We start from the raw sequence: 22,668 nt of genomic DNA, 5'->3' as shown, positions 1-22,668 counted from the left end.
GAGGACCATGAACGAGTTCCGCGCGACCATGCCCCGAGCCGCCCGCGCTCCTCGCGGCGCGAGTGAGTTCACGGCACTCGCTCAGGTGGTGCGTGAACGCGGACTTCTCAGGCGACGATACGGGTACTACTGGACCAAGCTGATCGGGCTGCCGTTGCTGCTGGCCGCCAGCCTTCTGCTGTTCGTGTGGATCGGTGACACCTGGTGGCAACTGTTCACGGCGGCGTTCCTGGCGATGCTCTTCACGCAGATCGCGTTTCTCGGCCATGACTCGGCGCATCGCCAGATCTTCGTCTCCGGCAAATGGAACGACTGGGTGAGTCTGGTGCTCGGTGACCTTCTGGTCGGCATGAGCTACGGGTGGTGGCAGCACAAGCACACTCGCCACCATGCGAATCCGAACAAGCTGGGGGCGGACCCCGACATCGAGCTGCCGGTGATCGTTGTCGCCCCGGACAAGCGCGCCCCTCGAGGTGTCGTCGTCACCTGGCTCCGCGCACATCAGGGCATGTTCTTCTTCCCGATCCTGCTCCTCGAAGGGGTGTCGCTGCACGCATCCGGCGTCGCGCGTGTCGCGACGCGAGGGCGACTCGACCGGCGATGGGTCGAGATCGGCTTCCTCGCGGTACGCCTGCTCGGATTCCCCCTTCTCGTGTTCCTCGTGCTCTCGCCGGGCGTGGCGTTCGTCTTCCTCGGGGTGCAGCTCGGGCTCTTCGGCTTCTACATGGGCGTCTCCTTCGCCCCGAACCACAAGGGGATGCCGATCGTCCCGCGCGACGCGACGATCGACTTCCTGCGCCGTCAGGCCATGATGAGCCGCAACATCCGCGGCAATCGCGTGCTCGACACGGCCATGGGCGGACTGAACTACCAGATCGAGCACCATCTGTTCCCGTCGATGCCGCGACCGCATCTGCGCAAGGCCGCACCGCTCATCGCCGAATACTGCCGCGCGCACGGCGTGCCGTACGTGCAGACCGGCTTGTTCGCGTCCTACGCGATCATCGTCCGCTACATCAACCGCGTCGGTCTCGGCGAGCGGGACGTGTTCAGCTGCCCGCTGGTCGAGCAGCGCAGCCAGATCGCTCCGTCAGCCTGACGAGAAGTATCAGCTGCGGTTGCGGCGCGAGCGTTGACGGATGATGCCGAAGATGAGCGTGCCGATGAAGAGCACGATGCCGATGACGGCCAGCCAGAGCAGACCCTCGAACGCGAAACCCACGACCGACAGCACCACCCATACGACGAGCAAGATGAGAAGAACTGTCCACATGTGCCTCACCGTACGCGCCTTACGGCGTTCGCGGGCCGGATCGGGCACATCGGCGCAGAATCGTGCTCCGGTCGGCTCGCGACCTCGCCGACCACCGTCGCTGGTCGGTCAGGGGGCGCCCAGCGGGACGTGACACAGTGGGGGAGTGCTCCGCCTCGGTGATGGCATATCGAACCGAGGAGAGGGCGCACATGCCGACATGGTGGGAAGAGCTGTTGCACATCACGACGGGACGTGTCGGCCGTCATGCCGATCTGCCCGACCTCCGGCATCTGCCATCGCGACCGGTGGCCCTGGAACGGACGCACTACATCGTCAACGACCGCGAACGGCACGGCGATGAGCGCCGCGCCTACGTCCTGCGTCGCGCGAAACGCTCGCGCCGCGACAAAGGAGGCATCTCCGTCACCTCGAACGGCCGCGGCGTGGGGTATCTCCCCGCCGCTGCGGCCCACGAGGTGGGCCCGCTGATCGACCGTCTGGGTGGTGCCGTCGTCGTCAACGGCGCGGGCGCCAGGGACGGTGGCATCCGCCTCTGGGTCGACCTTCCAGAGATCGACAACCTCCGACAGTTCGTCGACAGTGCAGAGCGCACGGATCCGGCGGCATCGACCACTCTCTGAGGACGGTACCGGTGGCTAGCGCCGTGCCGCCCGGGCGCGCTCCTTGATCGCGTCGATGACGGCGGTCTTCGCGTCCGCGTAGGCGTTCATGTCGTCCCAGTCGCGCTGCATGAGCTCGCGTTTCGTCCGCTCGTAGAGCGCGCGATCGGCCGCGTCCTCTCGCAGCCGATCGCGCAGCAGGAGGTACTCGTCCACGGCGCGTGCGTCCCGCTCGTAGACGTGCACGTGAACATCGCGCTGGGGTGTGCGCACCAGGCGGTGGCCGGGTTCCCTTACCCGCAGCGCGTAACCTGCCCCGAGCAGCGCGTCGAGGTAGTCCTCTTCCGCGGTGATGTCGTCGACGGTGACGAGGATGTCGATGATCGGCTTCGCCGCGAGGCCCGGCACGGACGTCGATCCGATGTGCGCGATCTGGATCTGCCGCCCCGTGAGCGCCAGACGGATGCGGTCGCGATGCTCCGCGAACGCAACGGGCCAGCTCGGGTCGTAGCCGTGGATGCCGACGGTCACCGGTTCCGGTCCGCCGACCAGCTCGAGGGATGTGACGTCGGGGCGACGGCGAGCGGGCATGACTTCATCATCTCGTGTCGCCGGCCAGGTGGGGCGCCGACTCCTGACCCGCCCACGCCGGTAGTCTCGCCGCATGAGCACGGTGCAGCAGGAGCGCGACGAGCTGCGGAGCTCCATCGAGGAGTTCGCTGCGGGCGGGTACGCGGTCGACAGTGTTGCGTTCTCGGTGTGCACGTGCGGCAATGAGACGTTCGCCGTCGTGCTGGAGGACGAGGTCGGCGTCGCCGCCACGATCTGCACTGTCTGCGAGGGGGAGGCGGCGCTCGCCGACTCGGATGATCACTTCGACGACGTCGACGAGGTGCAGCAGGCCGAGTGCTCGTGCGGTAACGACGAGTTCCGCGTCGCCGTCGGCTTCGCTCTCGATTCTGACGGTGAGGTGCGGTGGGTATCCGTCGGTCTGCGCTGCACCGCCGACGGCGTGGCCGGCGTCTACGTCGACTGGAAGATCGACTACCGACCCACCGCGCACCTGCTCGCGGGCGGCTGACTTTGGCCGCGAAACCCTGTTCATTTCAACGGCGCGCCGCGCCGCTTCCTGCGCTCAGCGTCGCGCCATGATCGGCGTGAAGGTCGATGTCGACGGGGAGAGAGTATGACGGATACGCAGGCCGGCTGGTACGACGACGGCACAGGCACGAAGCGCTGGTGGGACGGGTCGGCGTGGACCGACACGGTGCAGCCCCCACAGCCGCCCGCGCCGGGAGTCGCCGGCATGATCGACCGCATCCAGGCAGATGCCGTCTCTGGGGGCCAGCCTCGCCCTGCGCCTACCGGCATGGACTACGTGGTCCTGCAAGTCATCCTCAAGGAAAAGCTGTGGGGCACGGGCTCAGGAAACCTCACAGAACTCGAGAAGGCGATCAACAAGCAGGCTGCGCTGGGCTATCGCCTGCATACGATCACCACCGCGTCCTCGGGCAGTAAGGGGATCGGCGGCGGAGACCGCATCCAGGCGACGATGGTGTTCGAGCGCCTCACCTGACCCTGGCCTCACGCCCCCGCATCCGCGACACTGTGCGCATGCGCACCCTCCGCACCCAGGTCTGCATCGCCGGAGGAGGCCCGGGCGGCATCATGCTCGGGCTGCTCCTCGCTCGTGCCGGCGTCGAGGTCGTCGTGCTCGAGAAGCACGCGGACTTCTTCCGCGACTTCCGCGGCGACACCGTGCATCCGTCGACGCTCGACATCATCGACGCGCTCGGACTGCGTCAGAGCTTCGACGCCATTGAGCACCGTCCGCTCGACACCCTCGACGCCGTGGTGAACGGCGTACGACTGCACGCGATCGATTTCCGCACCCTCCGGGGTACGAACCGCATCCTGACGCTCATGCCGCAGTGGGATCTGCTCGACCTCCTCGCCGATGCCGCCCGGCATGAGTCGAGCTTCACGCTCTTGATGGGCGCGGACGTGACGGGTGTCGTGCGGGCCGGCTCGCGCGTGAGCGGCGTGCACGCCGCGACGGATGCCGGCCCCCTCCGCGTCGATGCGGCACTTGTGGTCGCCGCCGACGGGCGCGGCTCGACTCTGCGCGAAGCCGTCGGTGTGGCGCCCGTGGTGACCGGTGTCGGCATCGACGTCCTGTGGTTCCGTCTCCCCGAGCCCGCGGCGCCCGTACCCGACACACTCGCGTGGCTCTCCGGCGACGGCATGCTCATCACGATCCCTCGGCCGGGGTACTTCCAGTGCGGCCTCGTAGTCGGCAAGGGCTCCTTCGGCGAGATCCGCGGGCGGGGTATCGACGCCTTCCGGATGCGGGTGGCGCGCGCCGCGCCGCCGATCGCGTCCGAGCTGGGCGCCGTCGCCTCGTTCGACGACGTGAAGCTGCTCTCGGTCGAGATCAACCACCTGCGGCGCTGGTGGCAGCCCGGCTTGCTGTTCATCGGCGATGCGGCGCACGCCATGTCGCCGGCGTTCGGCGTCGGCATCAACTACGCGATCCAGGATGCGGTCGCCGCCGCGCGACTGCTCGCCCCTGCACTCGGCGGCGGCCCGGTCGCGATCGATCGGGCGTGCGCCGCGCTCCAGCGCCGGAGGGCCCTGCCCACCCGCGCGATGCAGCGGCTCCAGCAGGTCGTGCACCGTGCGATCGGACGCCCGCGGCCCCGCATCCTGCACAATCCGCCGACGCGCCGGGAACGAATCGTGCTGCGCATCGCGATTCCGATCGCGCGCCGTCTGCTGCCGCGCCTGGTCGGCTACGGCTTCCGGCCCGAGCGCATCGCGCCGGACGAGCGTCCTACGCTGGCTGTGTGAGTGACGACTACCGTTCCCGTCTGCGTCCCCTGCTCGAAGGGGCTTCAGAGCGAGCGGCCGATGTGCTGCAGCGGATGGCCGATGCGAGCGAGGGGCGACACGACATCGTGATCGAGGTGTTCCTCGAGCAGGATGCGGAGGGCCCGTTCACGATCATGGCCCGCTTCGACGGGCCGGACGACTTCGCCCTCAACCGGCGCTTCGACCACGAGCGCGGCGTGTTCGACGTCATCTGGGGAGAGACGGGCTGGGAGCCGGATGTGCCCGAGCGTCCGGACGAGTGGACGTTCGATGGCCTCGAAACGGTGCTCGTCGAGCAGGCGGCAGAGTGGCTCGCCGCCCTCATCCCTGCGGACCCCGCAGGTATCCGCTGGGAGGTCGCTTCGCCCGAGGGTGGAACGGACAGTATCCCGCTGCAACCGCGTCGAGCGCGGAGCTGAGCGATGACGATGGACTCCCTCATTCCTCGCGTGTGCGTCCCGTTGGCCGATGGCTTCGAGATCGACACCGATCGCGACCGCCTCGACCTCGAGCGGGTCCACCGGTGGCTGTCGACCGACGCGTTCTGGGCGATCGGGCGCTCCTTCGACGTGGTGCAGCGCGCGTCGGCCGCATCCGTCAACTTCGGCGTGTATGACCCGACGGGTGCACAGGTCGGTTACGCCCGCCTCGTGACGGACGGAGTCACCTTCGGGTGGCTGTGCGACGTGTACGTGGCGCCCGAGGCGCGAGGGCGCGGGCTGGGCAAGGCGCTGGCATCCGCCGTGGTGGATGCGACGCGCCCGCTCGGTCTGAAACGTCTCATGCTCTCGACGCTCGACGCGCACGAGCTCTACGCCCGCGTGGGCTTCCAACGGTTCCCCGACCCCGACCGGCTCATGGTCATCGGTGCCTCATGACGGGGGAGGGGCTCACGCCGACCAGCCGCGAGAACGCCGCGCACTACATCTGGGGCCAGGTATCCGACGGATGGCGGCTGGTCGACGACCCCGGGCTCTCGGTCATCGAGGAACGGGTGCCCGCGGGCTCGGGGGAGCAGTGGCACGTCCACGACGCCGCGCGGCAGTTCTTCTACGCCCTCGAAGGCCGCGCCCATCTGCACACGGCGGACGGAGTGGTCGAGTTCTCGGCGGGCGAAGGCGTAGAAGTTCCGGCCGGCATCCCGCATCGCTTCGCCAACCCCGGGCCCGCGGATGTCCGCTTCCTGGTCGTGAGCGCACCCTCGACGCGAGGTGATCGCCGAGCGGTCGACGCGCCGTAGGGCGGCCGCCCTAGGATGGCGCGCGTGAGCGTCGACACCGCCCCATTGACCGCCCGGATCGACCGTCGACGGCTCCGCGCCTACCGACGCTCGCTCCCGGCGACCGTCCGTCCGCGATGGGGCGGCGTCCTGACGCGCGTCGTGCTGCTCATCGTCTTCCCGCTGGCACTGCTCACGATGTGGGTGGTGTTCATCGACGGATCGTTCTTCGCCGACGACGAGTGGGATTGGGCTCTGACCGCGATCCTCCTTCCGTACGCGATTCCGCCGGTGATCGGGGTCGTCCTGCTCGTTCGCGCGTTGTCGCGTCGGTCGGGCGTGCGTCCGTACCGACTGAACGGCTTCGCCGAGGCCAACGGGTTCACCTACGAGCCGTATGCGTCCGCCCCGGCCCTGCCGGGGATGATCTTCACGCGGCCGGGGCAGTCATCGGCGTTCGTCACCGACATCCTCCGGCGACGCGAGCGGTACGCGCTGGAGATCGGCAATCACACCTGCACGACAGGCTCGGGCAGGAGCACGAGCACGTATCGATGGGGGTTTGCCGCGATTCGACTTCCCGTCGCGTTGCCGCACATCGTGCTCGACGCGCACGGCAACAACGCGGTCGGCCGGCCAAGGCTGCCGATCGCTTTCGCGAAGGAGCAGCGGTTGTCACTCGAGGGTGACTTCGACCGCTTCTTCACCCTGTACTGCCCGGAGGGATACGAAACGGACGCCCTGTATCTCTTCTCGCCCGACACGATGGCAGTCTTCGTCGATGAGGCCGCTGCTTTCGACGTCGAGCTCGTCGACGACTACCTGTTCCTCTACGCCCCCGGCAAGCTCGCCACGCTCGAGCCGGCCCTGTGGGAGCGACTGCTGACCAGCGTGGACGTCCTCTCGGAGCGCGTGTTGCGGTGGGAACGATGGCGCGATGATCGCCTGCAGCGATCGACAGACTCCGCCGGCGATATCCTCAACGGGTCGCAGGACGCGCGCGGGGTCGCGCGGCAGGGGCGCCGGCTGTCGGTCAAGGAGGACTGGTGGTGGGTCCTCGGTGCCGCCTTCGCCGTGTTCGGCTTGATCAATCTCATTCACGATCTGATAGCCGGGTGGTCGTCCTAGACCGCGTTCGAGCGAACCTGACCGCCGAATCGCACGGCTGCGGCTCGCGCGCCGCATCCGTCGGCCTGGGATGATGCACACGACCGTCTCCGTTGAAAGGACCCGCATGACAACGCGCTCCGACCTCTCCTCCGTCCGTCGCGCCGGCGGCTACGCCATTGCTGCCGGCACGCTGTTCGCCGCTGTGGGCGGCGCAGCGTGGGCCACCGTCACCAGCCAGCTGCGCGCCGAGAAGATCACTGTGCCGCCGAACGCGCCCGCGCTCGCCGGGGCCCCCGTCCAGGGGCCGGTCACGGCCTACATCGAAGCGCAGGTCATCAAGGGCAACGCAGAGCGCGGCGCCGGTGGTCGCACCTACGCCGACATCAGCGCGGCGCTGCAGAAGGTCGAGAAGGGGAGCCAGGAGGAGGCCGACCTGCGCAAGCAGAGCGCCGCGCTGTCCACCGCATCCGCCCTCCGCACCTCGCTGTTCACATCGGTGCTGGCCTACGGCGTCGCAGCCTTCGCCGCCGGTATGGGCGCCCTGCTCGTGGTGATCGGCGGGCAGCTGCGGCGCGCCGGACGCTGAGGCGACCGCATCCTGGGCTGGTAAATTCTCCCAGGCGATCACCGCTGCGGCACACGGTGCCCCGGGTTCCCGATCGCCGTCTCGATCCCGCCTTCCGCGAGAGGACTCCCGCATGACGGACACCCAGATCTTCGAGCCCGACGGCCGCGCCATCCCGTTCGCGGTCGAGGGCGACGGCCCCGGCCTGGTCCTGCTGCCGGCGCAGGGCCTGAATATCGGCTACCTGGAGGCCCTCGGGCACTCCGTCGCGCAGGAAGACTTCCGCGTCGTGCGCATCGGCACGCGTCGCCCGTCGGATACGGCCGTGTCGCTGCACGAGCTCGCGCAGGACGTCGTCGACGTGCTCGATCATCTCGGCATCGACCACGCCTGGATCGGCGGACATGCCTTCGGCGGCACGGTCGCCCGTGTGGTCGCGATCGACCACCACGACCGCGTGAACGGCGTCCTGCTCCTCGGGGTCGAGGGCGCGGCCGGCTCCGACGAGCTCGACCTCTCCGACGCCCCGGAGGAACTTCGGGACGCGGAGGTCGACGGCCTGCAGCGCGCGGCCCGCGAAGCGCTGGGCGAGCTTCCTGCGCTCGCCGCCGGGGTTCCCGTGCTTGTGATCCAGGGGTCCGAAGACCGCATCACGCCGCCGTCGAACGGGGAGGACCTGCGCGCCTCGGCGCCCGAGCTGGTGAGCGTCGTGAACGTCGACGGCGGCAAGCACCTGTTCCCGGCAACCCACACCGGGGCCGTGTCGTGGGCGATCGAGGACTACCTCGACTGGGACTGACCCGCATCCTTCGGAAGGGTCGGCGCGTCTTCGGACGCCCGGCCCTTCGTCGTTCCTCGTCCGAACTTCCCCGTCAGGCCCGTGCCCGAACTCCTGCAGATCGGGGTTCGGTCTGCTGCTGGAGGGTCTCGCACGGCATTCTGCAGGAGTTCGGCCCGTGCATCCGCACCGCCTGTGGTGCCTGCTTCCTGCGGCGCCCGTGCCTGAACTCCTGCACATCGCCCTGTGCGGGTGTCGCGGAGCCCCGTGTGCCGCGTTCTGCAGGAGTTCGGGCGCCGCCGCCGGCCGTGCGTCCATCCCCGCGCCCCTCCCGACGGGCATCCCAGCCGCCCGGCAGAATGAGCCCATGGCCGCCGCATCCGGGAACCCCGTCGACGAGGTCGCCGTCGCGCTGTACCGGCTGCCGCCCGACGCGTTCACCGCCGCCCGTGACGAGCGGGCCGCGACGGCGGATGCGGCCGACGCCGCACGGATCAAGGCTCTGCGCAAGCCTGTCGTCGCCGCGTGGGCGGTGAACCTCCTCGTCGCAGACGGCCAACTGGTGGAGGCGATCGAACTCGCCGCAGCGCTCCGCGAAGCGCAGGAAGATCTGGATGCGGCTGAGCTCCGCCGGCTCGGCACCCAGCGCCGGCAGCTCGTGGCCTCTCTGGCGAAACGTGCCGCGGCGCTGGCCGCGGAGGCGGGGCACCCGCTCGCCGATTCTGCCCGCGAGGCCGTCGCTCAGACGATCAACGCGGCCGTCATGGATGCCCGCGCCGCCGCGGCCGTCCTCACGGGGCGCCTCCGCAAGCCGCTGGATGCCGGCGCGCTCGACGACCTCGACGCGGCGGAGGTCGTCGCGGGTTCCCCGCTTGGCGAGACGGCCGCGCGCCCCGCATCCGATCCGGACGAGCTCGCCGTGCGCCGTGCGCGCAAGGCCGCGGAACGCGCCGCGCGGGATGCGGAGCGCACCGCGACGGCTGTGGAACGGGAGCGGGTCGCCGCCGAGGTCGCCGAGCGTAAGGCGCGAGAGCACGCCGACCTGCTCCACGAGCGGATCGCGGAGGTGCGCGCGCAGCTCGAGCGGCTCGTGTCGGATGCGGACGCGGCGGATGCCGAACTCGCTCATCGCGAACGAAGGCTGCGAGAAGCCGCATCCGCCGCGAAGGCCGCCGCGAACGAGGCGCAGCGCGCCCGCGACGCGGTGCCGGACTGACGCCTGGGAGAATCGACGGATGACCGCAACGCTCGTCGCCCATCAGCTCGCCGGCGGCTACGGCCATCGCACACTCTTCGACGGCGTCGAGTTGACGGTCGCCCCCGGTGACGTCGTCGGTGTCGTCGGGGCCAACGGGGCGGGCAAGTCCACGCTCCTCCGGCTGCTGGCCGGCGTCGACCAGCCGCAGGGCGGCACCGTCTCGCTCGCACCGGCCGACGCCTTCGTGGGCTGGCTGCCGCAGGAGCACGAGCGGGTGGCCGGCGAGACCGTGTCGGCGTACATCGCGCGCCGCACGGGTTGTGCGCAGGCGACGGAGCAGATGGATGCGGCCGCCGCCGCCCTCGCCGACCCCGATGCCGTCGGAGCAGACGATGCGTACGGCACGGCCCTGGAGCGTTGGCTCGCCAGCGGCGCCGCCGACCTGGAGGAACGGATCCCCGCGGTGCTCGCCGACCTCGGACTCCAGCTCGATGCGGAGGCGCTGATGACCTCGCTGTCGGGCGGACAGGCGGCGCGCGTCGGCCTCGCGGCCCTCCTGCTGAGCCGCTTCGACATCGTGCTGCTCGACGAGCCGACCAACGACCTCGATCTGGACGGTCTTGAGCGGCTCGAGACCTTCGTGCGCGGCCTCCGCGGCGGCGTCGTGCTCGTCAGCCACGATCGCGAGTTCCTGGCGCGCTGCGTCACGCGCGTGCTCGAGCTCGATCTCGCGCAGAACACGAACCGGCTCTACGGCGGCGGCTACGACGCGTACCTCGAGGAGCGGGCCACGGTGCGTCGGCACGCGCGCGAGAAGTACGACGAGTTCGCCGACAAGAAGGCGGACCTCGTCGCTCGCGCCCGCACGCAGCGGGAGTGGTCGAGCCAGGGCGTGCGCAACGCCATGAAGAAGTCGCCCGACAACGACAAGATCAAGCGCAAGGCGTCGATGGAGTCGAGCGAGAAGCAGGCGCAGAAGGTCCGGCAGATGGAGAGCCGCATCGCACGGCTGGAGGAGGTCGAGGAGCCGCGCAAGGAATGGCAGCTCGAGTTCACGATCGGCTCGGCGCCGCGCTCCAGCACGGTCGTCGCGACGCTGTCGGAGGCAGAGTTCCATCAGGGCGACTTCGTTCTCGGACCGATCTCGCTGCAGGTCAACGCGGGCGAGCGCATCGGCATCACCGGACCCAACGGCGCCGGCAAGTCGACGCTCCTGCGGGGTCTGCTCGGTCGTCAGCAGCCGGATGCGGGGCGCGCCGCCCTCGGCGCCAACGTGCAGATCGGTGAAATCGACCAGGCCCGGGCACTCCTGTCCGGAACCCGGCCGCTCGCCGAAGCCTTCGGCGATCTGGTGCCCGAGATGGCCGCTGCCGAGGTGCGCACGCTGCTCGCGAAGTTCGGGCTGAAGGCCGACCACGTCACCCGGGCGGTCGACGAGCTCTCGCCGGGCGAGCGCACGCGCGCCGGGATGGCGCTGCTGCAGGCGCGGGGCGTGAACCTGCTCGTGCTCGACGAGCCGACGAACCATCTCGATCTGCCCGCGATCGAGCAGTTGGAGCAGGCGCTCGAGTCCTACGAGGGGACGCTCCTGCTCGTGACCCACGATCGCCGCATGCTCGCCGCCGTCGACACCGACCGCCGCTGGCGCGTCGAAGCGGGGCGGCTCACCGAGCTGTAGCGCGGGGCACGTACCGCGACGCGACGGCGCCCGAGCCGTACTCGATGCGATCGGTGAGCTGAAGATCCAGCGGCGTCGTCAGCCCGTCGAAGAGCCTCGGCCCGTGGCCCGTGGCCCGTGATGCGCGGGTGCACGACGAACTCGTACTCGTCGATGAGGCCCAGCTCCGCGAGAGCCGTGGGGAGCATCACGCCGCCGGTGGCGACGTCGGCATCCCGCTTCAGTTCGCGCACCGCGGTGGCCAGATCGCCGTGCACCAGCTCGGCGTTCCAATCGACGTCGCGCAATGTGCTCGAGACCACGTACTTCCGGGCGGCGTCGATCGTGCGACCGAACGGTTTCATCCAGTCGGGGAGAGCATCGGATGCGGGCGGCCGCCATGCATCCTGCATCATCTCGTATGTGACGCGTCCGAACAGGAGCACGTCGGCCCGCGCGATGTACTCGGCCGCGCGTCGGTGCAGTTCCTCATCCGGGATCGCGGAGCGATGATCGACGCAGCCGTCGAGCGTGACGTTGATCGAGTAGCGCAGCAGACCCATGGCGTCAGGGTAGGACGGCCGGACGCTCGCGGCTAGCGTCCCTGGCGCTTCTTGTAGGGCTTCGGCTGCCCCTTCACGATGGGGGCGCGGCCCTTGCCCTTCGATGCCTTGGCCTTGCCGCCGCCTGGGGCCTTCGGGCGCACCGCCGCGGGCGCGTCGGCGATGCGCGCGCGTGCCTCGTCGAGCAGCAGCGCGCCGGCCGGGGTGAGGCGAGTGGGAGCCTCGCGGATGACGAGCGGCTGCCCGACCTCCTCCTCGAGCTTGTCGACGGCGCTGTAGAGCGCGGGCAGGGCGATGCCCAGCGACTGTGCTGCGCGCGGGAAGTGCAGGTGCTCGGCGAGAGCGACGAACCTCACCAGGTGCTCGAGCTTCATAGGGGCCTTCCGATCGCCGAAGATCCATTGTCGCAGCAGGTCCTCGGTGTCGTGTCGGCGGATGCTGCCAGGATCGACGCATGCCGATCTTCGATCACCTGGGAATCACCGTCGAGGACGTACCGAGTGCGACTCGGCAGTTCGATCCGATCATGGCCGCGCTCGGGTATACGCGGGAGGGCGCCGAGACCTCGGTCTCCTGGTGGCGCGACCGCGAGACGGAACTCATCCTCATGCCTGCGCGCGAGAGCGGTTCCGGCCCGCACGTCCACGGCCGCGTCGGATGGCAGCATCTGGCCTTCGCGGTCGATTCGCGCGAAGAGGTCGAGCGTCTGCACGAGATCGCCGTCGCGGCGGGCTGGGTGCCGGTGCGCGACCCGAAGGAGTACCCGCGTTTCACCGACCGGTACTACGCGTCGTTCCTCGAGGACGCGAACGGCATCCGCATCGAGTTCATGCACAATCCGCCCCGCGACGCCGACTAATCGGTCGGGAACCTCGTTCCCGTGAGCTTCTGTGACACGACCCAGACGCGTCGGGCGGCTTCGTCGTCTCGCAGTGGAGGGTAGAGCCGTTGTTCGGCCGGAGCGCCGCCGACCCTTCCCAGACCCGACGGACCGTAGAGATGGCCTCCGACCGCGCCCGCGGAGGTGGCCGCCAACAGGGCGGGAAGTGAAGCCGAGTCCGGCGTCCCGACGAAGAGTCCGTGTGCGGACATCCACCGGATGAGACGCACCTCGCGGGTGTCGGCCGAGCGTTCCAGCTCGGGCCGGGCCGCCAGGAGGCTCGTCGGCGCGACACCGGGGTGCGACAGGACACTCACGATGCCCCAGTCGAGGGCGACGCTCTGTCGCTGCAGTTCGCGCGCGAACAGGCCCAGTGCGATTTTCGATTGCCGATACGAGGCCATGGCGTCGTAGGTGCGCTCGGCGTTCAGATCGTCCCAGCGGATGCGGCCGCGCGCTGCAGCGACGCTGATCTGCGACACCACGCGTGCCCGTCCCTCGCGCAGCAGCGGCAGCAGTGCCGACATGAGCGCGACGTGACCGAGGTGATTGGTTCCCCACTGCGACTCGAAGCCGTCCGTCGTCAGCTGCCGCGAGGGCGGCGACATCAGGCCCGCGTTGTTGATCAGCAGATGCAGCGGCATCCCCTCCGTCCTCAGACGTTCGCCGAGAGCCGCGACCGATCCGAGCGAGGCCAGGTCCATGTCGTGCAGAATCACGCGGGCGCGCGGCGCGTCGGCGCGGATGCGGTCGGCGGCCGCATCCCCCTTGGCTCGGTTGCGCACGGGCAGGACGATCTCGGCGCCGGCGCGAGCGAGCCGGGCGGCGATGCGCAGCCCGATGCCGTCGCTGCCGCCCGTCACGAGGGCGCGCCTGCCCGTCAGGTCTGGGAGCTCGAGTTCGGCAACGGTGCGGGTCATGGGGCCTCCTCGGTCGGGGTCATCCGAGCATGGTCCCCGCTGCCCCGGTCATCCAGGACCCCTCGATCCACGGCTCGCGGTGACGGGGGCGGATTGACGGTCCGTGGCTACGAGGCACGCGGCACGGTAGGAAAGGCGCATGGACATCGATCGCGAGGCGCTCGCCGTGTTCCTCCGGCAGCGGCGCGAGGCGCTGCAGCCCGACGACGTGGGCCTCGCTCGCGGGAGCCGCAGGCGCACCGCCGGGCTCCGTCGGGAGGAGGTGGCGGGACTCTGTCACATGTCCACGGACTACTACGCGCGCCTCGAGCGCGCGACGGGGCCGCATCCGTCGGCGCAGATGGTGGCGGCCATCGCGCAGGGGATGCATCTCACGCTCGCCGAGCGCGACCATCTCTTCCTCCTGGCGGGCCACCACCCTCCTGTGGCCGGTGCCTCGAGCGAACACGTGAGTCCGGGCATGCTGCGGATCCTCGACCGCCTCACCGACACGCCGGCCGAGATCGTCACCGAGCTCGGCGAGACGCTTCGCCAGACGCCGCTCGGCGTCGCTCTGACGGGGGACACGGCATCATTGGCGGGCCCCGTCCGAAGCATCGGCTACCGCTGGTTCACCGACTCGGCCAGTCGTGAGCTCTACGACCCCGACGAACACGACTTCCTCTCGCGGCTGTGGGTGTCCGGCCTGCGCGAGATCGCGACGCGTCGCGGTCCGGGTTCCCGCGCGTCGCGGATGGTGGCGGAGCTCGATGCGCGGAGTCCGGAGTTCCGCGACATCTGGTCGCGGGGCGAGGTGGGCGTGCGCCCGCGGGCGACCAAGCGCTTCGTGCATCCGGAGCTGGGGGCGCTGGAGTTGGAATGCCAGACTCTGCTGGACCCGGCGCAGTCGCACTCGCTCCTCGTGTACACGGCGGCACCGGGCTCGGAGAGCGCCGAGAAGCTGCGGCTTCTGACGGTCATCGGCGCGGGGGTCTGAGTCGGGTGCGATGTCGGAGGTCCCGCCTACCGTGGGGGTATGGACGAGGACGACACCTTCGACGACGACCGCCGCATCGCGCGGTCGTGGGAGGCGCCGCCGTCCGGGTCCGATGAGCCCGATCTGATCGACCAGGTCGTGGGCATGGCATCGCTCGTCTCGTCGTTCGCCGCCCAACGGGCGGTCGCGATCGCGGAGGCGCGTGCCGCTGCGCTCGTCGAGTCGGCCGCGCGCGGGGGAGACCGCGGCATCGCCGAGCGTTCGTTCCGACTCGAGATCTCGCAGGCTCTGCGCGTGACCGAGTCGACGGCCGAGCGCCTCGTTTCGCAGGCGGTCGCGCTCACCGAACGGTACGACGGCGTGCTCGACGCGTTGGGGCGCGGCGTGATCACCGAGCAGCACGCCCGCATCCTCGTCGACGCGGTCGACGCGGTCGAGCCGTCGCTGCGCGCTGAGCTCGCGTCGCTTTCGCTCGAACTCGCCGAGCGGATGCCGGTCGGTCAGTTCCGCGCCGCGGTCCGCGCCCTCGTCGAACGCGCCAGGGTCGTCTCGCTCGAGCAGCGCCACGATGACGCGGTACGGATGCGGCGCGTCTCGGTCGAGTCCGACAGCGACGGCATGGCCTGGCTCTCGGCGTACCTGCCGGCGGTCGAGGCCCGCGCGATCTTCCATCGACTGACGGCGATGGGCTCGGCGCTCCTGGCTGCCGAGCGCGAAGCCGCCGTCGGCCAAGTAGCCGAGACGAGTGTCGGAGACGAGATCTCCGCGGCACCCACGCCGCGAACGCTCGATCAGGTCCGGGCCGATCTGCTCGGCGATCTCCTCGTCGACGGCGAGGTGAGCGATCATCCCGAGACGGTGCGGGGCGTGCGCGCCACTGTCGCCGTCACCGTGCCGGTTCTCTCCTTGCTCGACGATGACGCCGCGTTGAGCGCGCCTGCCGAACTCGACGGCGTCGGGCCGATCCCGATCCGCACCGCTCGCACGCTCTGCGGCGGCGCCGAGGGATGGATGCGGGTGCTCACCCACCCCGAGACGGGCGTCGTGCTCTCCGTGGGGCGCACGCGGTACCGTCCGCCCGCCGACCTGCAGCGCCTCGTGCGTTGGCGGGCCGCGCACTGCACCGCCCCCGGGTGTCGGATGGCTGCCGATCGCTGCGAGATCGACCACACGGTGGCATGGGAGCACGGCGGCGAAACGCGCGCCGACAATCTCACCCCGCTCTGCAAGGGGCACCACACCGTCAAGCATCACGGCGGATGGCAGACCCGACAGCACCCCGACGGTGCGATCGTCTGGACATCGCCCACGGGCCGTCGCTACCGGGTCGAACCGGAGCGACGAACACCCCGCTTCGTCCCCGCATCCGCGGGGAGGGACTCGAGCGCGCCCAGAACTGACGTGCCGCCCTTCTGAACGGCCCCGCTCGTGCGGGTCAGAGATCCGAGAAGTCGTTGGCGGGCGCCTGAAGTTCGCGCACCGTGTCGCCGTCGAGGCCGAGCATCACGAACTGGATGCCGACCGAGCCGGGGTTCACCAGCGACTGGGTGCCGGAGATCTCCACCGAACCGAGATCCAGCCAGTCCGCGATGCCGTCGCCGTCCTGGTCGTAGCCGTCGCGGGCTCCCGCATCCATCGCTTCCGCTCGCGTCGAGCCGACGGAGATGCCTTCCTGTGTCGCTACCGGGACACCGTGGAAGGTTGCGGTCTCCACCGCAATGCTCGCGGGGCCGTCGGGGCCGGATGTGAGAGTGATTCCGCCGTAGTCGTACCGGGTCATCTGCATCTCGTACCCCGGAGGGCCATCGACCGCGGTCTGCTCCGGATCCTGATCGCTGATGGAACGCAGGAGATCCTGCAGCTTCTCGGCCTCGGTGTAGGAGACGACGGTGGTGTCTCCGTCGTGCGCGTAGCCGACGGCCTGAATGCCGACGACGAGTCGTGTCTCGGCGGGGGAGGGCGTCGTCGTGGTGGTCGCATCGCCCGAGCTGGGCGCGGCGGTCGGGGCCGTGACGGTGCAGCCGGCGAGAAGAGCAGCGACCGCGGCGAGCGAAAGGGCGGCGAGGGAGCGTCTCATGCCGTTCACGCTATCCCGGGCCGCGCCTCAGGCGAGAGGGGATCGCGTCGCGGGCGTCGCTGAGAGTCTTCTGAGGACCGCTCCATCCCGGCATTGAACGATATATCGTCAAGTATCGTTCACGATCTGAGGAGGTCACGATGAGCAATCCATTCGCGGGCGCAGGATTCGGTGGCGGGCTGCCGGGAAGCCTCTGGGACGCCATGGAGCAGATGCGCTCCTCGGTCGACAAGAAGGTCGGATTCCGGGTCGGGCGCGGTGACGTCCGCGCCGCCGTTCTGCTTCTTCTCGCCGAGCAGCCGATGCACGGCTACCAGATCATCAACGAGATCGCCGAGCGCAGCGGTGGCGCGTGGAAACCCAGCGCCGGCTCGGTCTACCCGACGCTGCAGCTGCTCGCCGACGAGGGACTGATCGTGGCGGAGGAGGCGGGCGGACGAAAGACGTACTCGCTCACCGAAGCGGGCGCGGCCGAGGCCGAGGAGGCCGCTGAATCCGACGCCCCGTGGGAGGCCCCGGGGCTGCGCGACAGCGGACGCATGACGGCGCTGCCGAAGGCCGGCATGGAACTCGCCCAGGTCGTCGCTCAGGTCGCCCGCACCGGTTCGCCGGAGCAGGTGCAGGCGGCGGTCGACGCGCTTGCCGAGACGCGCCGACGCCTGTACGCGATCCTCGCCGAGGACTGAACCCGGTGCCGCCGGCAGGTGACGGCGGAGCGGACCCGGTCGTGACCGATACTCGGGCGCGCTACAACCGGATCATCCGCTTCGCCGCGCGCGCCCTCGTCCAGGTGTGGTGGTTCGAACTCGTCTTGCCGCGGGTCGGCTTGAGGCGCCTCGCGATGCGCGGCCAGCCGCGGCGGATGACGCGGCTGGCACGTCGTTTCCACGCGCTCGCGCTCGAGCTCGGCGGTCTCATGATCAAGGTCGGGCAGTTCCTGTCGTCTCGACTCGACGTGTTGCCGCCCGAGATCACGAAGGAGCTCGAGGGGCTGCAGGACGAGGTGCCGCCCCTCCCGTTCGCGGCGATCCGCGCCGCGGCCGAGGCAGAGCTGGGCATGCCGCTCGAACGCGCCTACGCGCGTTTCGACGAGACGCCGGTCGCGGCAGCCTCTCTCGGGCAGGCTCATCGTGCCCGGCTGCACGAAGCCCTCGCGGCAGACGTCGGATTCGCCGACGTCGTGGTCAAGGTGCAACGGCCCGGGATCGACGACATCGTCGCTGTCGACCTCGCCGCGCTCCGCCGAGTGGGCGGTTGGTTGCGACGCATCCGTGTGGTGTCCGAGCGTGTCGACGCGCCGGCGCTGGTCGAGGAGTTCGCCGCCACGAGCCTTGCCGAGACCGACTATCTCCACGAGGCGGCGTGGGCGGAGCGCTTCGCCGTGGACGTCGCCGAGGAGCCGCGCGTCGACGCCCCCGTCGCGGTGTGGGAACGCGTCACACGCCGCGTCCTGACCCTGGCAGACGTCACGGCCATCAAGATCTCGGATGCGGTCGCGTTGCGTGCGGCCGGCATCGATCCGGCCGAGGTTGCGAAGCTCTTCGCGCGCGTCATGTTCGACCAACTGTTTCGCCGAGGGTTCTTCCACGCCGATCCTCATCCCGGGAACGTCTTCGTCACGCCGGATGCGGAGGTGGAGGGCGGCTTCCGACTCACCTTCATCGACTTCGGGATGATGGGGGAGGTGCCGGACTCCCTGCGCGACGGGCTCCGGGGTCTGCTGATCGCCGTGGCTGCGCGCGACAGCAAGCGTCTGGTCGAGGGGATCGGCAAGGTCGGCGTGCTCCTGCCCGACGCCGACACGCTCGAACTCGAACGAGCGATGACCACGCTGTTCGCACGGTTCGGCGGCATGGGTTTCGCCGAGCTCCGCGAGATCGATCCCAGGGAGTTCCGCGAGTTCGCCGAGCAGTTCGGTGATGTCACCCGCGAGATGCCGTTCCAACTGCCCGAGAACTTCCTGCTCATCATCCGCTCGATGTCGATCACCTCGGGGGTGTGCAGCACGCTCGACCCGGCGTTCAACGTGTGGGACGCCGTCGAACCCTACGCATCCGAACTGTTGCGGGCCGAGAGCGGGAACCTGATGCGCGACATGCTCGGAGAGATGGCGTCGGTCGCCTCGATCACCGCGCGACTGCCGCGCCGGGCGGACGCTCTCATCACGCGTCTCGAGGAGGGGCGACTGACGGTGGACTTCTCGCGCCTCGAGCGCCGCTTCGCGCGCACCGAGAAGCTGGCGTCGCGCGCCATGAGCGGCGTGATCTTCTCCGGCACCCTCATCGCCGGCGTCCTCCTGCGCCCCTCCGACGAGGTACTCGGATCGGTTCTCATGCTGCTCTCGCTCCTGCCGCTCGGACACGTCGTGCTGACCGAATGGTTCGGCAGGCGCTGATCCGCCCATCGTCACGCGCACGCTACGGTGGGGCCATGCCTCGCGCCCGTTCCTTCGACGAAGAGCTCTTCCTCGACGCGGTCACCGAGCAGTTCTGGATCCGTGGGTATCGAGGCTCCGCGCTGACCGATCTCTCGGCCGCCACCGGTGTGGCCAACGGGAGTCTTTACCAGGCCTACGGGAGCAAGTGGGCACTGTTCCTGCTGGTCTTCCGCCGCTACTGCGCCTCCCGCGTCGACTTCGTCGAGGCCACCCTCGCTCCAGGACGGGATGTCGCGGGCACCGTCCGCGCCTACCTCGCTGCGGTGCGCGCCGATTGTGCGGCCCACCCGGACCGTCGGGGGTGCCTGATGCTCAACACGATCGCCGAGCTCGGCACCGACGAAGAGGTCGCACGAATCGTTGCGGACACGATGACGCAGATGGAACGGCGTATGGCCGAGGCGCTCGCTGAGGCGGCCGGTCGCGATCGATCCGATGAGGAGGTGGCCGCCGCTGCGGCCAACGTCGTCGCGCTGTCACAATCGCTCATCCAGCTCTGGCGGATCGGCCGCGACGAGGCGGAGCTTGCCCGCATGAGCGAGCAGGTCGCGCTCGCCGCGTCGGGAGTGCTCGCCGCCTGAGCGGATCAGCGGATGGCGATGGCCGCTTCGGGCGTCGCGACGCGGAAGCTCAGACTCTCGATGAGGTACAGCTCGACAGCGTCCCGGCTGTGCGCCGTGTAACCGAGCGAGATGTCCTGGCCGCACTCGAGGATGAAGTCGCCGCCGCGCAGGCTCACCACGACCGCTCCCGTGATGCCGGGCGTCCATGCCACGGGGCCGCCGAGGATGCGCTCCAGGTGACGCAGGAGCACGGCCCCTCCCGCGTCGCTGCCGCCCGAGATCTCCGTCCACGTCGCCGTGTCGACGGCGAGGCCGTACGGCCCACCGACTCCGGCTCCCGACAGAGTGGCGATCGCCTGGGCGACCAGAGGCGCCAGTCGGCCCGCCTCTGCTGCGCCGGTCAGCGGAGGATGCGGTGACGACGGAACGATGCCGACGAAGCCCGCGGCATCCCAGCCGTGGAAGACCGCGGCATTCTCCGCACTGGCGAGCGCGACGGCCGCCTCGTCCAGGGGTGTCAGATCGGTGTCGACGGCACCGCGGGCGTCATCGTCGAGCTCGCTGCGCGACAGCGCGAAATCCGCGCGCAGTTCCGCGAGCGGCAGTACCTGGCGTGAACGCCCTGTGACGCCGGCGAACGACGTCGAGAAGCTCGTGCCGACGCGTCCGAGCGTCGTTGCCGAGTGCTGCCAGCCCAGCGGCCCGACGAAGTCGACCAGGCGCCGGGCGCCGAGTGCCGGCTGCAGCCGGGTGCGCGCCTCATCGTCCAGCGTGTCCCAGGTCGCGTCGGTGATGGGCGCGAGGTCGCGATAGAGGTGATCCATGAGAGTCCTTCCGATCGTCAGGAACGGCCGCCGATGCCGAGCGAGGAGTCCGCAGCGCGCGGGGGAGGCATCGTCGCGGCGGGGGTCTTCGGGGCTTCGTCGTCGAGCCCGTCCAGAACGTCGGGGCGGGGCGCGAAGAACACGCTGCCCGTCACGGCGGATGAGAAGTCGAGCAGTCGATCGTGGAGCCCCGGCGGGTCGCCGATGAACATCCGCTCGAGCATCCGCTGGATGACCCAGAGGTCGCGGCAGCAGCCGATGAAGTACGTGCCGAACTCGGCGGCACCGGGACTGCCGAAGGGCATGTTGTCGCGGAGGATGTCGTGCTCGACGCCGTCGTCGTCGACGATTGTTGCCAGTGTCTTGTGGGCCTTCTGCCCACTCGTCGCGTCGTCGAGCTCGATGTTGTCGGCCTTCGACCTGCCCATGATCGCCTCTTGCACTTCGGTCGGAAGCGCGCGCCATGCGGAAAGCGGATGCAGGTACTTCTGCGTCACGATGTACGTGCCGCCGGCGTGGTCGGGGTCCTCGTCGCCGACGAGCACGGTTTCGGCGATGTCCTCGCCCACCGGATTCGCCGTGCCGTCGACGAATCCGAGCACATCTCGTCGGTCGAAGTACCGGAAGCACGCCGTCTCGTCGGCGGTGCTGACCGCGTCGCGGAGCGCATCCATGAGCTGCCGCTCGAACTCGAAGCAGATGTCGGCGCGATCGGCGCGGATGTGGAAGAGCAGGTCGCCGGCCGTCGCGGGTGCGGTGTGGGCCTCGCCGACAATGGGGACGAAAGGTCGGAGCTGGGAGGGGCGCGGTACGCCCACGAGACGCGGCCAGATCTCGCTCCCGATGCCGACCGTGCAGGTCAGCGTCGCCGAGGGATCGCGGAAGGCGACCGCCTTGATCGTGCCCGAGAGATCCGCCAGAACGCCCCGGACGCGCGAGAGCGCATCGGCCCCGGCCGACACACGCAGGACCAGGAACACGGCATGCGTCGACAGCGGTGAGCCGAACTGCTGCATCGCTCCCGGCACGAACGAGGAGGGGTCGGCGCGGCGCACGCTCTCAGCCATCGGGTTCACCTTCCGACGGCATCCTGGGTGCCGTCGTCGCAAGTATGGCGCGGCGCGGTGTGGGAGCGCTCCGACACCCGACGAACATCCACCCGACACCCGGTGAAGGCTCCGTCGGTGTGGGGGACGTCGGTTGAGCGCACGGGGGATGTGGAGCGCCCGCTCCATCACGTACATTCTTCTCTGCGGGGAAGGACTGTCATGGAACGAGAACGCGTCGCGCTGGGCGACTATCTGCGCGCGCGGCGCAATGTGCGCCAGCCCGAAGAGGTGGGCCTCGAGCGCGCTCCGGGCCGGCGCGTGCCGGGCTTGCGGCGCGATGAGGTCGCGCAGCTGGCCGGCATCAGTGCGGAGTACTACCTCCGTCTCGAGCAGGGGCGCGGTGCGCGTCCCTCCGACCAGGTGCTGCGCGCACTTGCGGGCGTCCTCGGCCTGGATGCGGAGTCGCGCGCCTACCTCGGACGCCTCGCCGCAGGCACCCCCGCCCTGCCGGAACCGGAGGATGCGGCGGTCGCCGACCAGATCGCGCGCGTGCTGGCGCAGTGGACCCACACACCCGCCTACATGTCGGACCGTCACCGTGACGTCGTCGTGGCCAATCCACTGGCCGCAGCCTTCGGCTTCGGGGGATTGGCTGCGGGCCAGAACGTCGTGATCAACCTCTTCAACGACCGCATGAAACGCACGCTCGATCAGTGGGAGTCCATGACCAGGGCCGCCGTCGCGACCCTCCGGCGCGACGCCGACCCGGACTCGCCGCGGCTGAAGGAGATCATCCAGGAGCTCTCGCACGACGAGGACTTCGTGCGGATCTGGGAACGTCACGACGTATCGGGCCCCGAGGACGCGCAGATCTCGATCATCGTCGAAGGGCTCGGAGCGCTCGAGGTCGAGATCCAGAACTTCAGCGTGCGCTCCCTGCCCGGCTACATCATGACCGTCATGGCGGCGCCGCCGCAGTCGCTGGCGGCCACCGTCTTCTCACGGCTCGTCGAGCGGCTGGCGGCGACGGAAAGTGGTACTACCCGGGCCTCCCAGCCCTCCGCAACCCCTCGGTAGCGTTCCGGGTGTCGATCCTCACGAAGGAG

The 22,668-nt window shown here is 69.8% G+C and carries 28 protein-coding genes; 20 read left to right on the top strand and 8 right to left on the bottom strand.

What is annotated here, in order from left to right; all coding sequences use genetic code 11:
• Nucleotides 1–7 precede the first annotated feature (7 nt).
• Nucleotides 8–1,099: a fatty acid desaturase family protein gene (locus PQV94_RS10150; protein WP_274285728.1), complete on the top strand. Its 1,092-nt coding sequence runs from the start codon at nucleotides 8–10 to the stop codon at nucleotides 1,097–1,099.
• 9 nt (nucleotides 1,100–1,108) lie between these two features.
• Here PQV94_RS10150 and PQV94_RS10145 read toward each other — a convergent pair whose 3' ends face one another.
• A complete protein-coding gene (locus tag PQV94_RS10145) occupies nucleotides 1,109–1,273 on the bottom strand; it encodes a hypothetical protein (protein ID WP_274285727.1) in 165 nt (54 codons plus the stop codon).
• A 191-nt stretch (nucleotides 1,274–1,464) separates the two neighbouring features.
• Here PQV94_RS10145 and PQV94_RS10140 point away from each other — a divergent pair, with 191 nt between their 5' ends.
• On the top strand, nucleotides 1,465–1,896 hold the full coding sequence (locus tag PQV94_RS10140) for a hypothetical protein (RefSeq protein WP_274285726.1): 432 nt from the start codon (nucleotides 1,465–1,467) through the stop codon (nucleotides 1,894–1,896).
• A 15-nt stretch (nucleotides 1,897–1,911) separates the two neighbouring features.
• Here PQV94_RS10140 and PQV94_RS10135 read toward each other — a convergent pair whose 3' ends face one another.
• Nucleotides 1,912–2,466 (bottom strand): GrpB family protein, encoded by a 555-nt coding sequence (locus tag PQV94_RS10135; protein WP_274285725.1) that lies wholly within the window; start codon nucleotides 2,464–2,466, stop codon nucleotides 1,912–1,914.
• A 73-nt stretch (nucleotides 2,467–2,539) separates the two neighbouring features.
• On the opposite strand from PQV94_RS10135, the gene PQV94_RS10130 reads away from it, so the two are divergent.
• From PQV94_RS10130 to abc-f, 11 genes are all read left to right on the top strand, one after another.
• The gene (locus PQV94_RS10130) at nucleotides 2,540–2,956 is read left to right on the top strand and encodes a hypothetical protein (RefSeq protein WP_274285724.1); all 417 of its coding nucleotides are present in this window, start codon (nucleotides 2,540–2,542) and stop codon (nucleotides 2,954–2,956) included.
• 105 nt (nucleotides 2,957–3,061) lie between these two features.
• Nucleotides 3,062–3,451 carry a DUF2510 domain-containing protein gene (locus PQV94_RS10125; RefSeq protein ID WP_274285723.1) on the top strand — a complete coding sequence of 130 codons (390 nt, stop codon included), beginning with the start codon at nucleotides 3,062–3,064 and terminating at the stop codon, nucleotides 3,449–3,451.
• A gap of 38 nt (nucleotides 3,452–3,489) precedes the next feature.
• Nucleotides 3,490–4,725: an FAD-dependent oxidoreductase gene (locus PQV94_RS10120; protein WP_274285722.1), complete on the top strand. Its 1,236-nt coding sequence runs from the start codon at nucleotides 3,490–3,492 to the stop codon at nucleotides 4,723–4,725.
• The gene (locus tag PQV94_RS10115) at nucleotides 4,722–5,165 is read left to right on the top strand and encodes a DUF6389 family protein (protein WP_274285721.1); all 444 of its coding nucleotides are present in this window, start codon (nucleotides 4,722–4,724) and stop codon (nucleotides 5,163–5,165) included. The genes PQV94_RS10120 and PQV94_RS10115 overlap by 4 nt, the downstream gene beginning before the upstream one ends.
• A 3-nt stretch (nucleotides 5,166–5,168) precedes the next feature.
• Nucleotides 5,169–5,624 (top strand): GNAT family N-acetyltransferase, encoded by a 456-nt coding sequence (locus PQV94_RS10110; protein ID WP_337994355.1) that lies wholly within the window; start codon nucleotides 5,169–5,171, stop codon nucleotides 5,622–5,624.
• Complete coding sequence (locus PQV94_RS10105; RefSeq protein ID WP_274285720.1) at nucleotides 5,621–5,986, top strand: cupin domain-containing protein; 366 nt, start codon at nucleotides 5,621–5,623, stop codon at nucleotides 5,984–5,986. Before PQV94_RS10110 ends, PQV94_RS10105 begins: the two co-directional genes overlap by 4 nt.
• Nucleotides 5,987–6,010: 24 nt before the next feature.
• On the top strand, nucleotides 6,011–7,093 hold the full coding sequence (locus PQV94_RS10100) for a hypothetical protein (RefSeq protein ID WP_274285719.1): 1,083 nt from the start codon (nucleotides 6,011–6,013) through the stop codon (nucleotides 7,091–7,093).
• A gap of 106 nt (nucleotides 7,094–7,199) precedes the next feature.
• Nucleotides 7,200–7,661, top strand: a complete 462-nt coding sequence (locus PQV94_RS10095) for an aromatic ring-opening dioxygenase LigA (protein WP_274285718.1) — start codon at nucleotides 7,200–7,202, stop codon at nucleotides 7,659–7,661.
• A 112-nt stretch (nucleotides 7,662–7,773) separates the two neighbouring features.
• Complete coding sequence (locus tag PQV94_RS10090; RefSeq protein WP_274285717.1) at nucleotides 7,774–8,439, top strand: alpha/beta fold hydrolase; 666 nt, start codon at nucleotides 7,774–7,776, stop codon at nucleotides 8,437–8,439.
• Nucleotides 8,440–8,785: 346 nt separating this feature from the next.
• Nucleotides 8,786–9,634 (top strand): transposase, encoded by an 849-nt coding sequence (locus PQV94_RS10085; protein WP_274285716.1) that lies wholly within the window; start codon nucleotides 8,786–8,788, stop codon nucleotides 9,632–9,634.
• Between the two features lie 19 nt (nucleotides 9,635–9,653).
• Nucleotides 9,654–11,294 (top strand): ribosomal protection-like ABC-F family protein, encoded by a 1,641-nt coding sequence (gene abc-f, locus PQV94_RS10080; RefSeq protein WP_274285715.1) that lies wholly within the window; start codon nucleotides 9,654–9,656, stop codon nucleotides 11,292–11,294.
• On the opposite strand, the gene PQV94_RS10075 is transcribed toward abc-f, so the two are convergent.
• Both PQV94_RS10075 and PQV94_RS10070 read right to left on the bottom strand, forming a co-directional pair.
• Complete coding sequence (locus PQV94_RS10075; RefSeq protein WP_337994354.1) at nucleotides 11,189–11,836, bottom strand: dihydrofolate reductase family protein; 648 nt, start codon at nucleotides 11,834–11,836, stop codon at nucleotides 11,189–11,191. The two genes, abc-f and PQV94_RS10075, sit on opposite strands and share 106 nt — an antisense overlap.
• Nucleotides 11,837–11,868: 32 nt before the next feature.
• Nucleotides 11,869–12,210 carry a helix-turn-helix domain-containing protein gene (locus tag PQV94_RS10070; protein WP_274285714.1) on the bottom strand — a complete coding sequence of 114 codons (342 nt, stop codon included), beginning with the start codon at nucleotides 12,208–12,210 and terminating at the stop codon, nucleotides 11,869–11,871.
• Between the two features lie 80 nt (nucleotides 12,211–12,290).
• Here PQV94_RS10070 and PQV94_RS10065 point away from each other — a divergent pair, with 80 nt between their 5' ends.
• Complete coding sequence (locus tag PQV94_RS10065; RefSeq protein WP_274285713.1) at nucleotides 12,291–12,695, top strand: VOC family protein; 405 nt, start codon at nucleotides 12,291–12,293, stop codon at nucleotides 12,693–12,695.
• On the opposite strand, the gene PQV94_RS10060 is transcribed toward PQV94_RS10065, so the two are convergent.
• On the bottom strand, nucleotides 12,692–13,636 hold the full coding sequence (locus PQV94_RS10060; RefSeq protein ID WP_274285712.1) for an SDR family oxidoreductase: 945 nt from the start codon (nucleotides 13,634–13,636) through the stop codon (nucleotides 12,692–12,694). The genes PQV94_RS10065 and PQV94_RS10060 overlap by 4 nt on opposite strands.
• 139 nt (nucleotides 13,637–13,775) lie before the next feature.
• On the opposite strand from PQV94_RS10060, the gene PQV94_RS10055 reads away from it, so the two are divergent.
• Entirely contained in the window at nucleotides 13,776–14,612 is an 837-nt protein-coding gene (locus PQV94_RS10055) for a helix-turn-helix transcriptional regulator (protein WP_274285711.1), read from the top strand.
• A 39-nt stretch (nucleotides 14,613–14,651) separates the two neighbouring features.
• A complete protein-coding gene (locus tag PQV94_RS10050; RefSeq protein WP_274285710.1) occupies nucleotides 14,652–16,028 on the top strand; it encodes an HNH endonuclease signature motif containing protein in 1,377 nt (458 codons plus the stop codon).
• A 19-nt stretch (nucleotides 16,029–16,047) separates the two neighbouring features.
• Here the strand turns inward: PQV94_RS10050 and PQV94_RS10045 are convergent, their stop codons facing one another.
• A complete protein-coding gene (locus tag PQV94_RS10045; protein ID WP_274285709.1) occupies nucleotides 16,048–16,689 on the bottom strand; it encodes a hypothetical protein in 642 nt (213 codons plus the stop codon).
• A 140-nt stretch (nucleotides 16,690–16,829) separates the two neighbouring features.
• Between PQV94_RS10045 and PQV94_RS10040 the strand changes: the two genes are divergently transcribed.
• From PQV94_RS10040 to PQV94_RS10030, 3 genes are read left to right on the top strand one after another with little or no spacing between them, the layout of a single operon-like run.
• On the top strand, nucleotides 16,830–17,375 hold the full coding sequence (locus PQV94_RS10040; protein WP_274285708.1) for a PadR family transcriptional regulator: 546 nt from the start codon (nucleotides 16,830–16,832) through the stop codon (nucleotides 17,373–17,375).
• 41 nt (nucleotides 17,376–17,416) lie between these two features.
• Nucleotides 17,417–19,084, top strand: coding sequence for an ABC1 kinase family protein (locus tag PQV94_RS10035; RefSeq protein WP_274285707.1), 1,668 nt, complete (start codon nucleotides 17,417–17,419; stop codon nucleotides 19,082–19,084).
• A 35-nt stretch (nucleotides 19,085–19,119) separates the two neighbouring features.
• On the top strand, nucleotides 19,120–19,707 hold the full coding sequence (locus PQV94_RS10030; RefSeq protein ID WP_274285706.1) for a TetR/AcrR family transcriptional regulator: 588 nt from the start codon (nucleotides 19,120–19,122) through the stop codon (nucleotides 19,705–19,707).
• Between the two features lie 5 nt (nucleotides 19,708–19,712).
• Here the strand turns inward: PQV94_RS10030 and PQV94_RS10025 are convergent, their stop codons facing one another.
• The gene (locus PQV94_RS10025; RefSeq protein ID WP_274285705.1) at nucleotides 19,713–20,513 is read right to left on the bottom strand and encodes a family 1 encapsulin nanocompartment shell protein; all 801 of its coding nucleotides are present in this window, start codon (nucleotides 20,511–20,513) and stop codon (nucleotides 19,713–19,715) included.
• A gap of 17 nt (nucleotides 20,514–20,530) precedes the next feature.
• Nucleotides 20,531–21,580: a Dyp-type peroxidase gene (locus PQV94_RS10020; RefSeq protein WP_337994353.1), complete on the bottom strand. Its 1,050-nt coding sequence runs from the start codon at nucleotides 21,578–21,580 to the stop codon at nucleotides 20,531–20,533.
• A gap of 201 nt (nucleotides 21,581–21,781) precedes the next feature.
• On the opposite strand from PQV94_RS10020, the gene PQV94_RS10015 reads away from it, so the two are divergent.
• A complete protein-coding gene (locus tag PQV94_RS10015; protein WP_274285704.1) occupies nucleotides 21,782–22,639 on the top strand; it encodes a helix-turn-helix transcriptional regulator in 858 nt (285 codons plus the stop codon).
• Nucleotides 22,640–22,668 lie beyond the last annotated feature (29 nt).

The organism is Microbacterium sp. Clip185 (assembly GCF_028743715.1).
GTDB lineage: Bacteria > Actinomycetota > Actinomycetes > Actinomycetales > Microbacteriaceae > Microbacterium.
Note: the sequence above shows the minus strand (reverse complement) of the source record. Positions and strands in the feature narration are given on the sequence as shown.

Bases quoted from the DNA above. Each gene is read 5' to 3' on its own strand.
- PQV94_RS10150 (WP_274285728.1), top strand. From the start codon at position 8: ATGAACGAGTTCCGCGCGACCATGCCCCGAGCCGCCCGCGCTCCTCGC.
- PQV94_RS10145 (WP_274285727.1), bottom strand. From the start codon at position 1,273: ATGTGGACAGTTCTTCTCATCTTGCTCGTCGTATGGGTGGTGCTGTCG.
- PQV94_RS10140 (WP_274285726.1), top strand. From the start codon at position 1,465: ATGCCGACATGGTGGGAAGAGCTGTTGCACATCACGACGGGACGTGTC.
- PQV94_RS10135 (WP_274285725.1), bottom strand. From the start codon at position 2,466: ATGCCCGCTCGCCGTCGCCCCGACGTCACATCCCTCGAGCTGGTCGGC.
- PQV94_RS10130 (WP_274285724.1), top strand. From the start codon at position 2,540: ATGAGCACGGTGCAGCAGGAGCGCGACGAGCTGCGGAGCTCCATCGAG.
- PQV94_RS10125 (WP_274285723.1), top strand. From the start codon at position 3,062: ATGACGGATACGCAGGCCGGCTGGTACGACGACGGCACAGGCACGAAG.
- PQV94_RS10120 (WP_274285722.1), top strand. From the start codon at position 3,490: ATGCGCACCCTCCGCACCCAGGTCTGCATCGCCGGAGGAGGCCCGGGC.
- PQV94_RS10110 (WP_337994355.1), top strand. From the start codon at position 5,169: ATGACGATGGACTCCCTCATTCCTCGCGTGTGCGTCCCGTTGGCCGAT.
- PQV94_RS10105 (WP_274285720.1), top strand. From the start codon at position 5,621: ATGACGGGGGAGGGGCTCACGCCGACCAGCCGCGAGAACGCCGCGCAC.
- PQV94_RS10095 (WP_274285718.1), top strand. From the start codon at position 7,200: ATGACAACGCGCTCCGACCTCTCCTCCGTCCGTCGCGCCGGCGGCTAC.
- PQV94_RS10090 (WP_274285717.1), top strand. From the start codon at position 7,774: ATGACGGACACCCAGATCTTCGAGCCCGACGGCCGCGCCATCCCGTTC.
- PQV94_RS10085 (WP_274285716.1), top strand. From the start codon at position 8,786: ATGGCCGCCGCATCCGGGAACCCCGTCGACGAGGTCGCCGTCGCGCTG.
- abc-f (WP_274285715.1), top strand. From the start codon at position 9,654: ATGACCGCAACGCTCGTCGCCCATCAGCTCGCCGGCGGCTACGGCCAT.
- PQV94_RS10075 (WP_337994354.1), bottom strand. From the start codon at position 11,836: ATGGGTCTGCTGCGCTACTCGATCAACGTCACGCTCGACGGCTGCGTC.
- PQV94_RS10070 (WP_274285714.1), bottom strand. From the start codon at position 12,210: ATGAAGCTCGAGCACCTGGTGAGGTTCGTCGCTCTCGCCGAGCACCTG.
- PQV94_RS10065 (WP_274285713.1), top strand. From the start codon at position 12,291: ATGCCGATCTTCGATCACCTGGGAATCACCGTCGAGGACGTACCGAGT.
- PQV94_RS10060 (WP_274285712.1), bottom strand. From the start codon at position 13,636: ATGACCCGCACCGTTGCCGAACTCGAGCTCCCAGACCTGACGGGCAGG.
- PQV94_RS10055 (WP_274285711.1), top strand. From the start codon at position 13,776: ATGGACATCGATCGCGAGGCGCTCGCCGTGTTCCTCCGGCAGCGGCGC.
- PQV94_RS10050 (WP_274285710.1), top strand. From the start codon at position 14,652: ATGGACGAGGACGACACCTTCGACGACGACCGCCGCATCGCGCGGTCG.
- PQV94_RS10045 (WP_274285709.1), bottom strand. From the start codon at position 16,689: ATGAGACGCTCCCTCGCCGCCCTTTCGCTCGCCGCGGTCGCTGCTCTT.
- PQV94_RS10040 (WP_274285708.1), top strand. From the start codon at position 16,830: ATGAGCAATCCATTCGCGGGCGCAGGATTCGGTGGCGGGCTGCCGGGA.
- PQV94_RS10030 (WP_274285706.1), top strand. From the start codon at position 19,120: ATGCCTCGCGCCCGTTCCTTCGACGAAGAGCTCTTCCTCGACGCGGTC.
- PQV94_RS10025 (WP_274285705.1), bottom strand. From the start codon at position 20,513: ATGGATCACCTCTATCGCGACCTCGCGCCCATCACCGACGCGACCTGG.
- PQV94_RS10020 (WP_337994353.1), bottom strand. From the start codon at position 21,580: ATGGCTGAGAGCGTGCGCCGCGCCGACCCCTCCTCGTTCGTGCCGGGA.
- PQV94_RS10015 (WP_274285704.1), top strand. From the start codon at position 21,782: ATGGAACGAGAACGCGTCGCGCTGGGCGACTATCTGCGCGCGCGGCGC.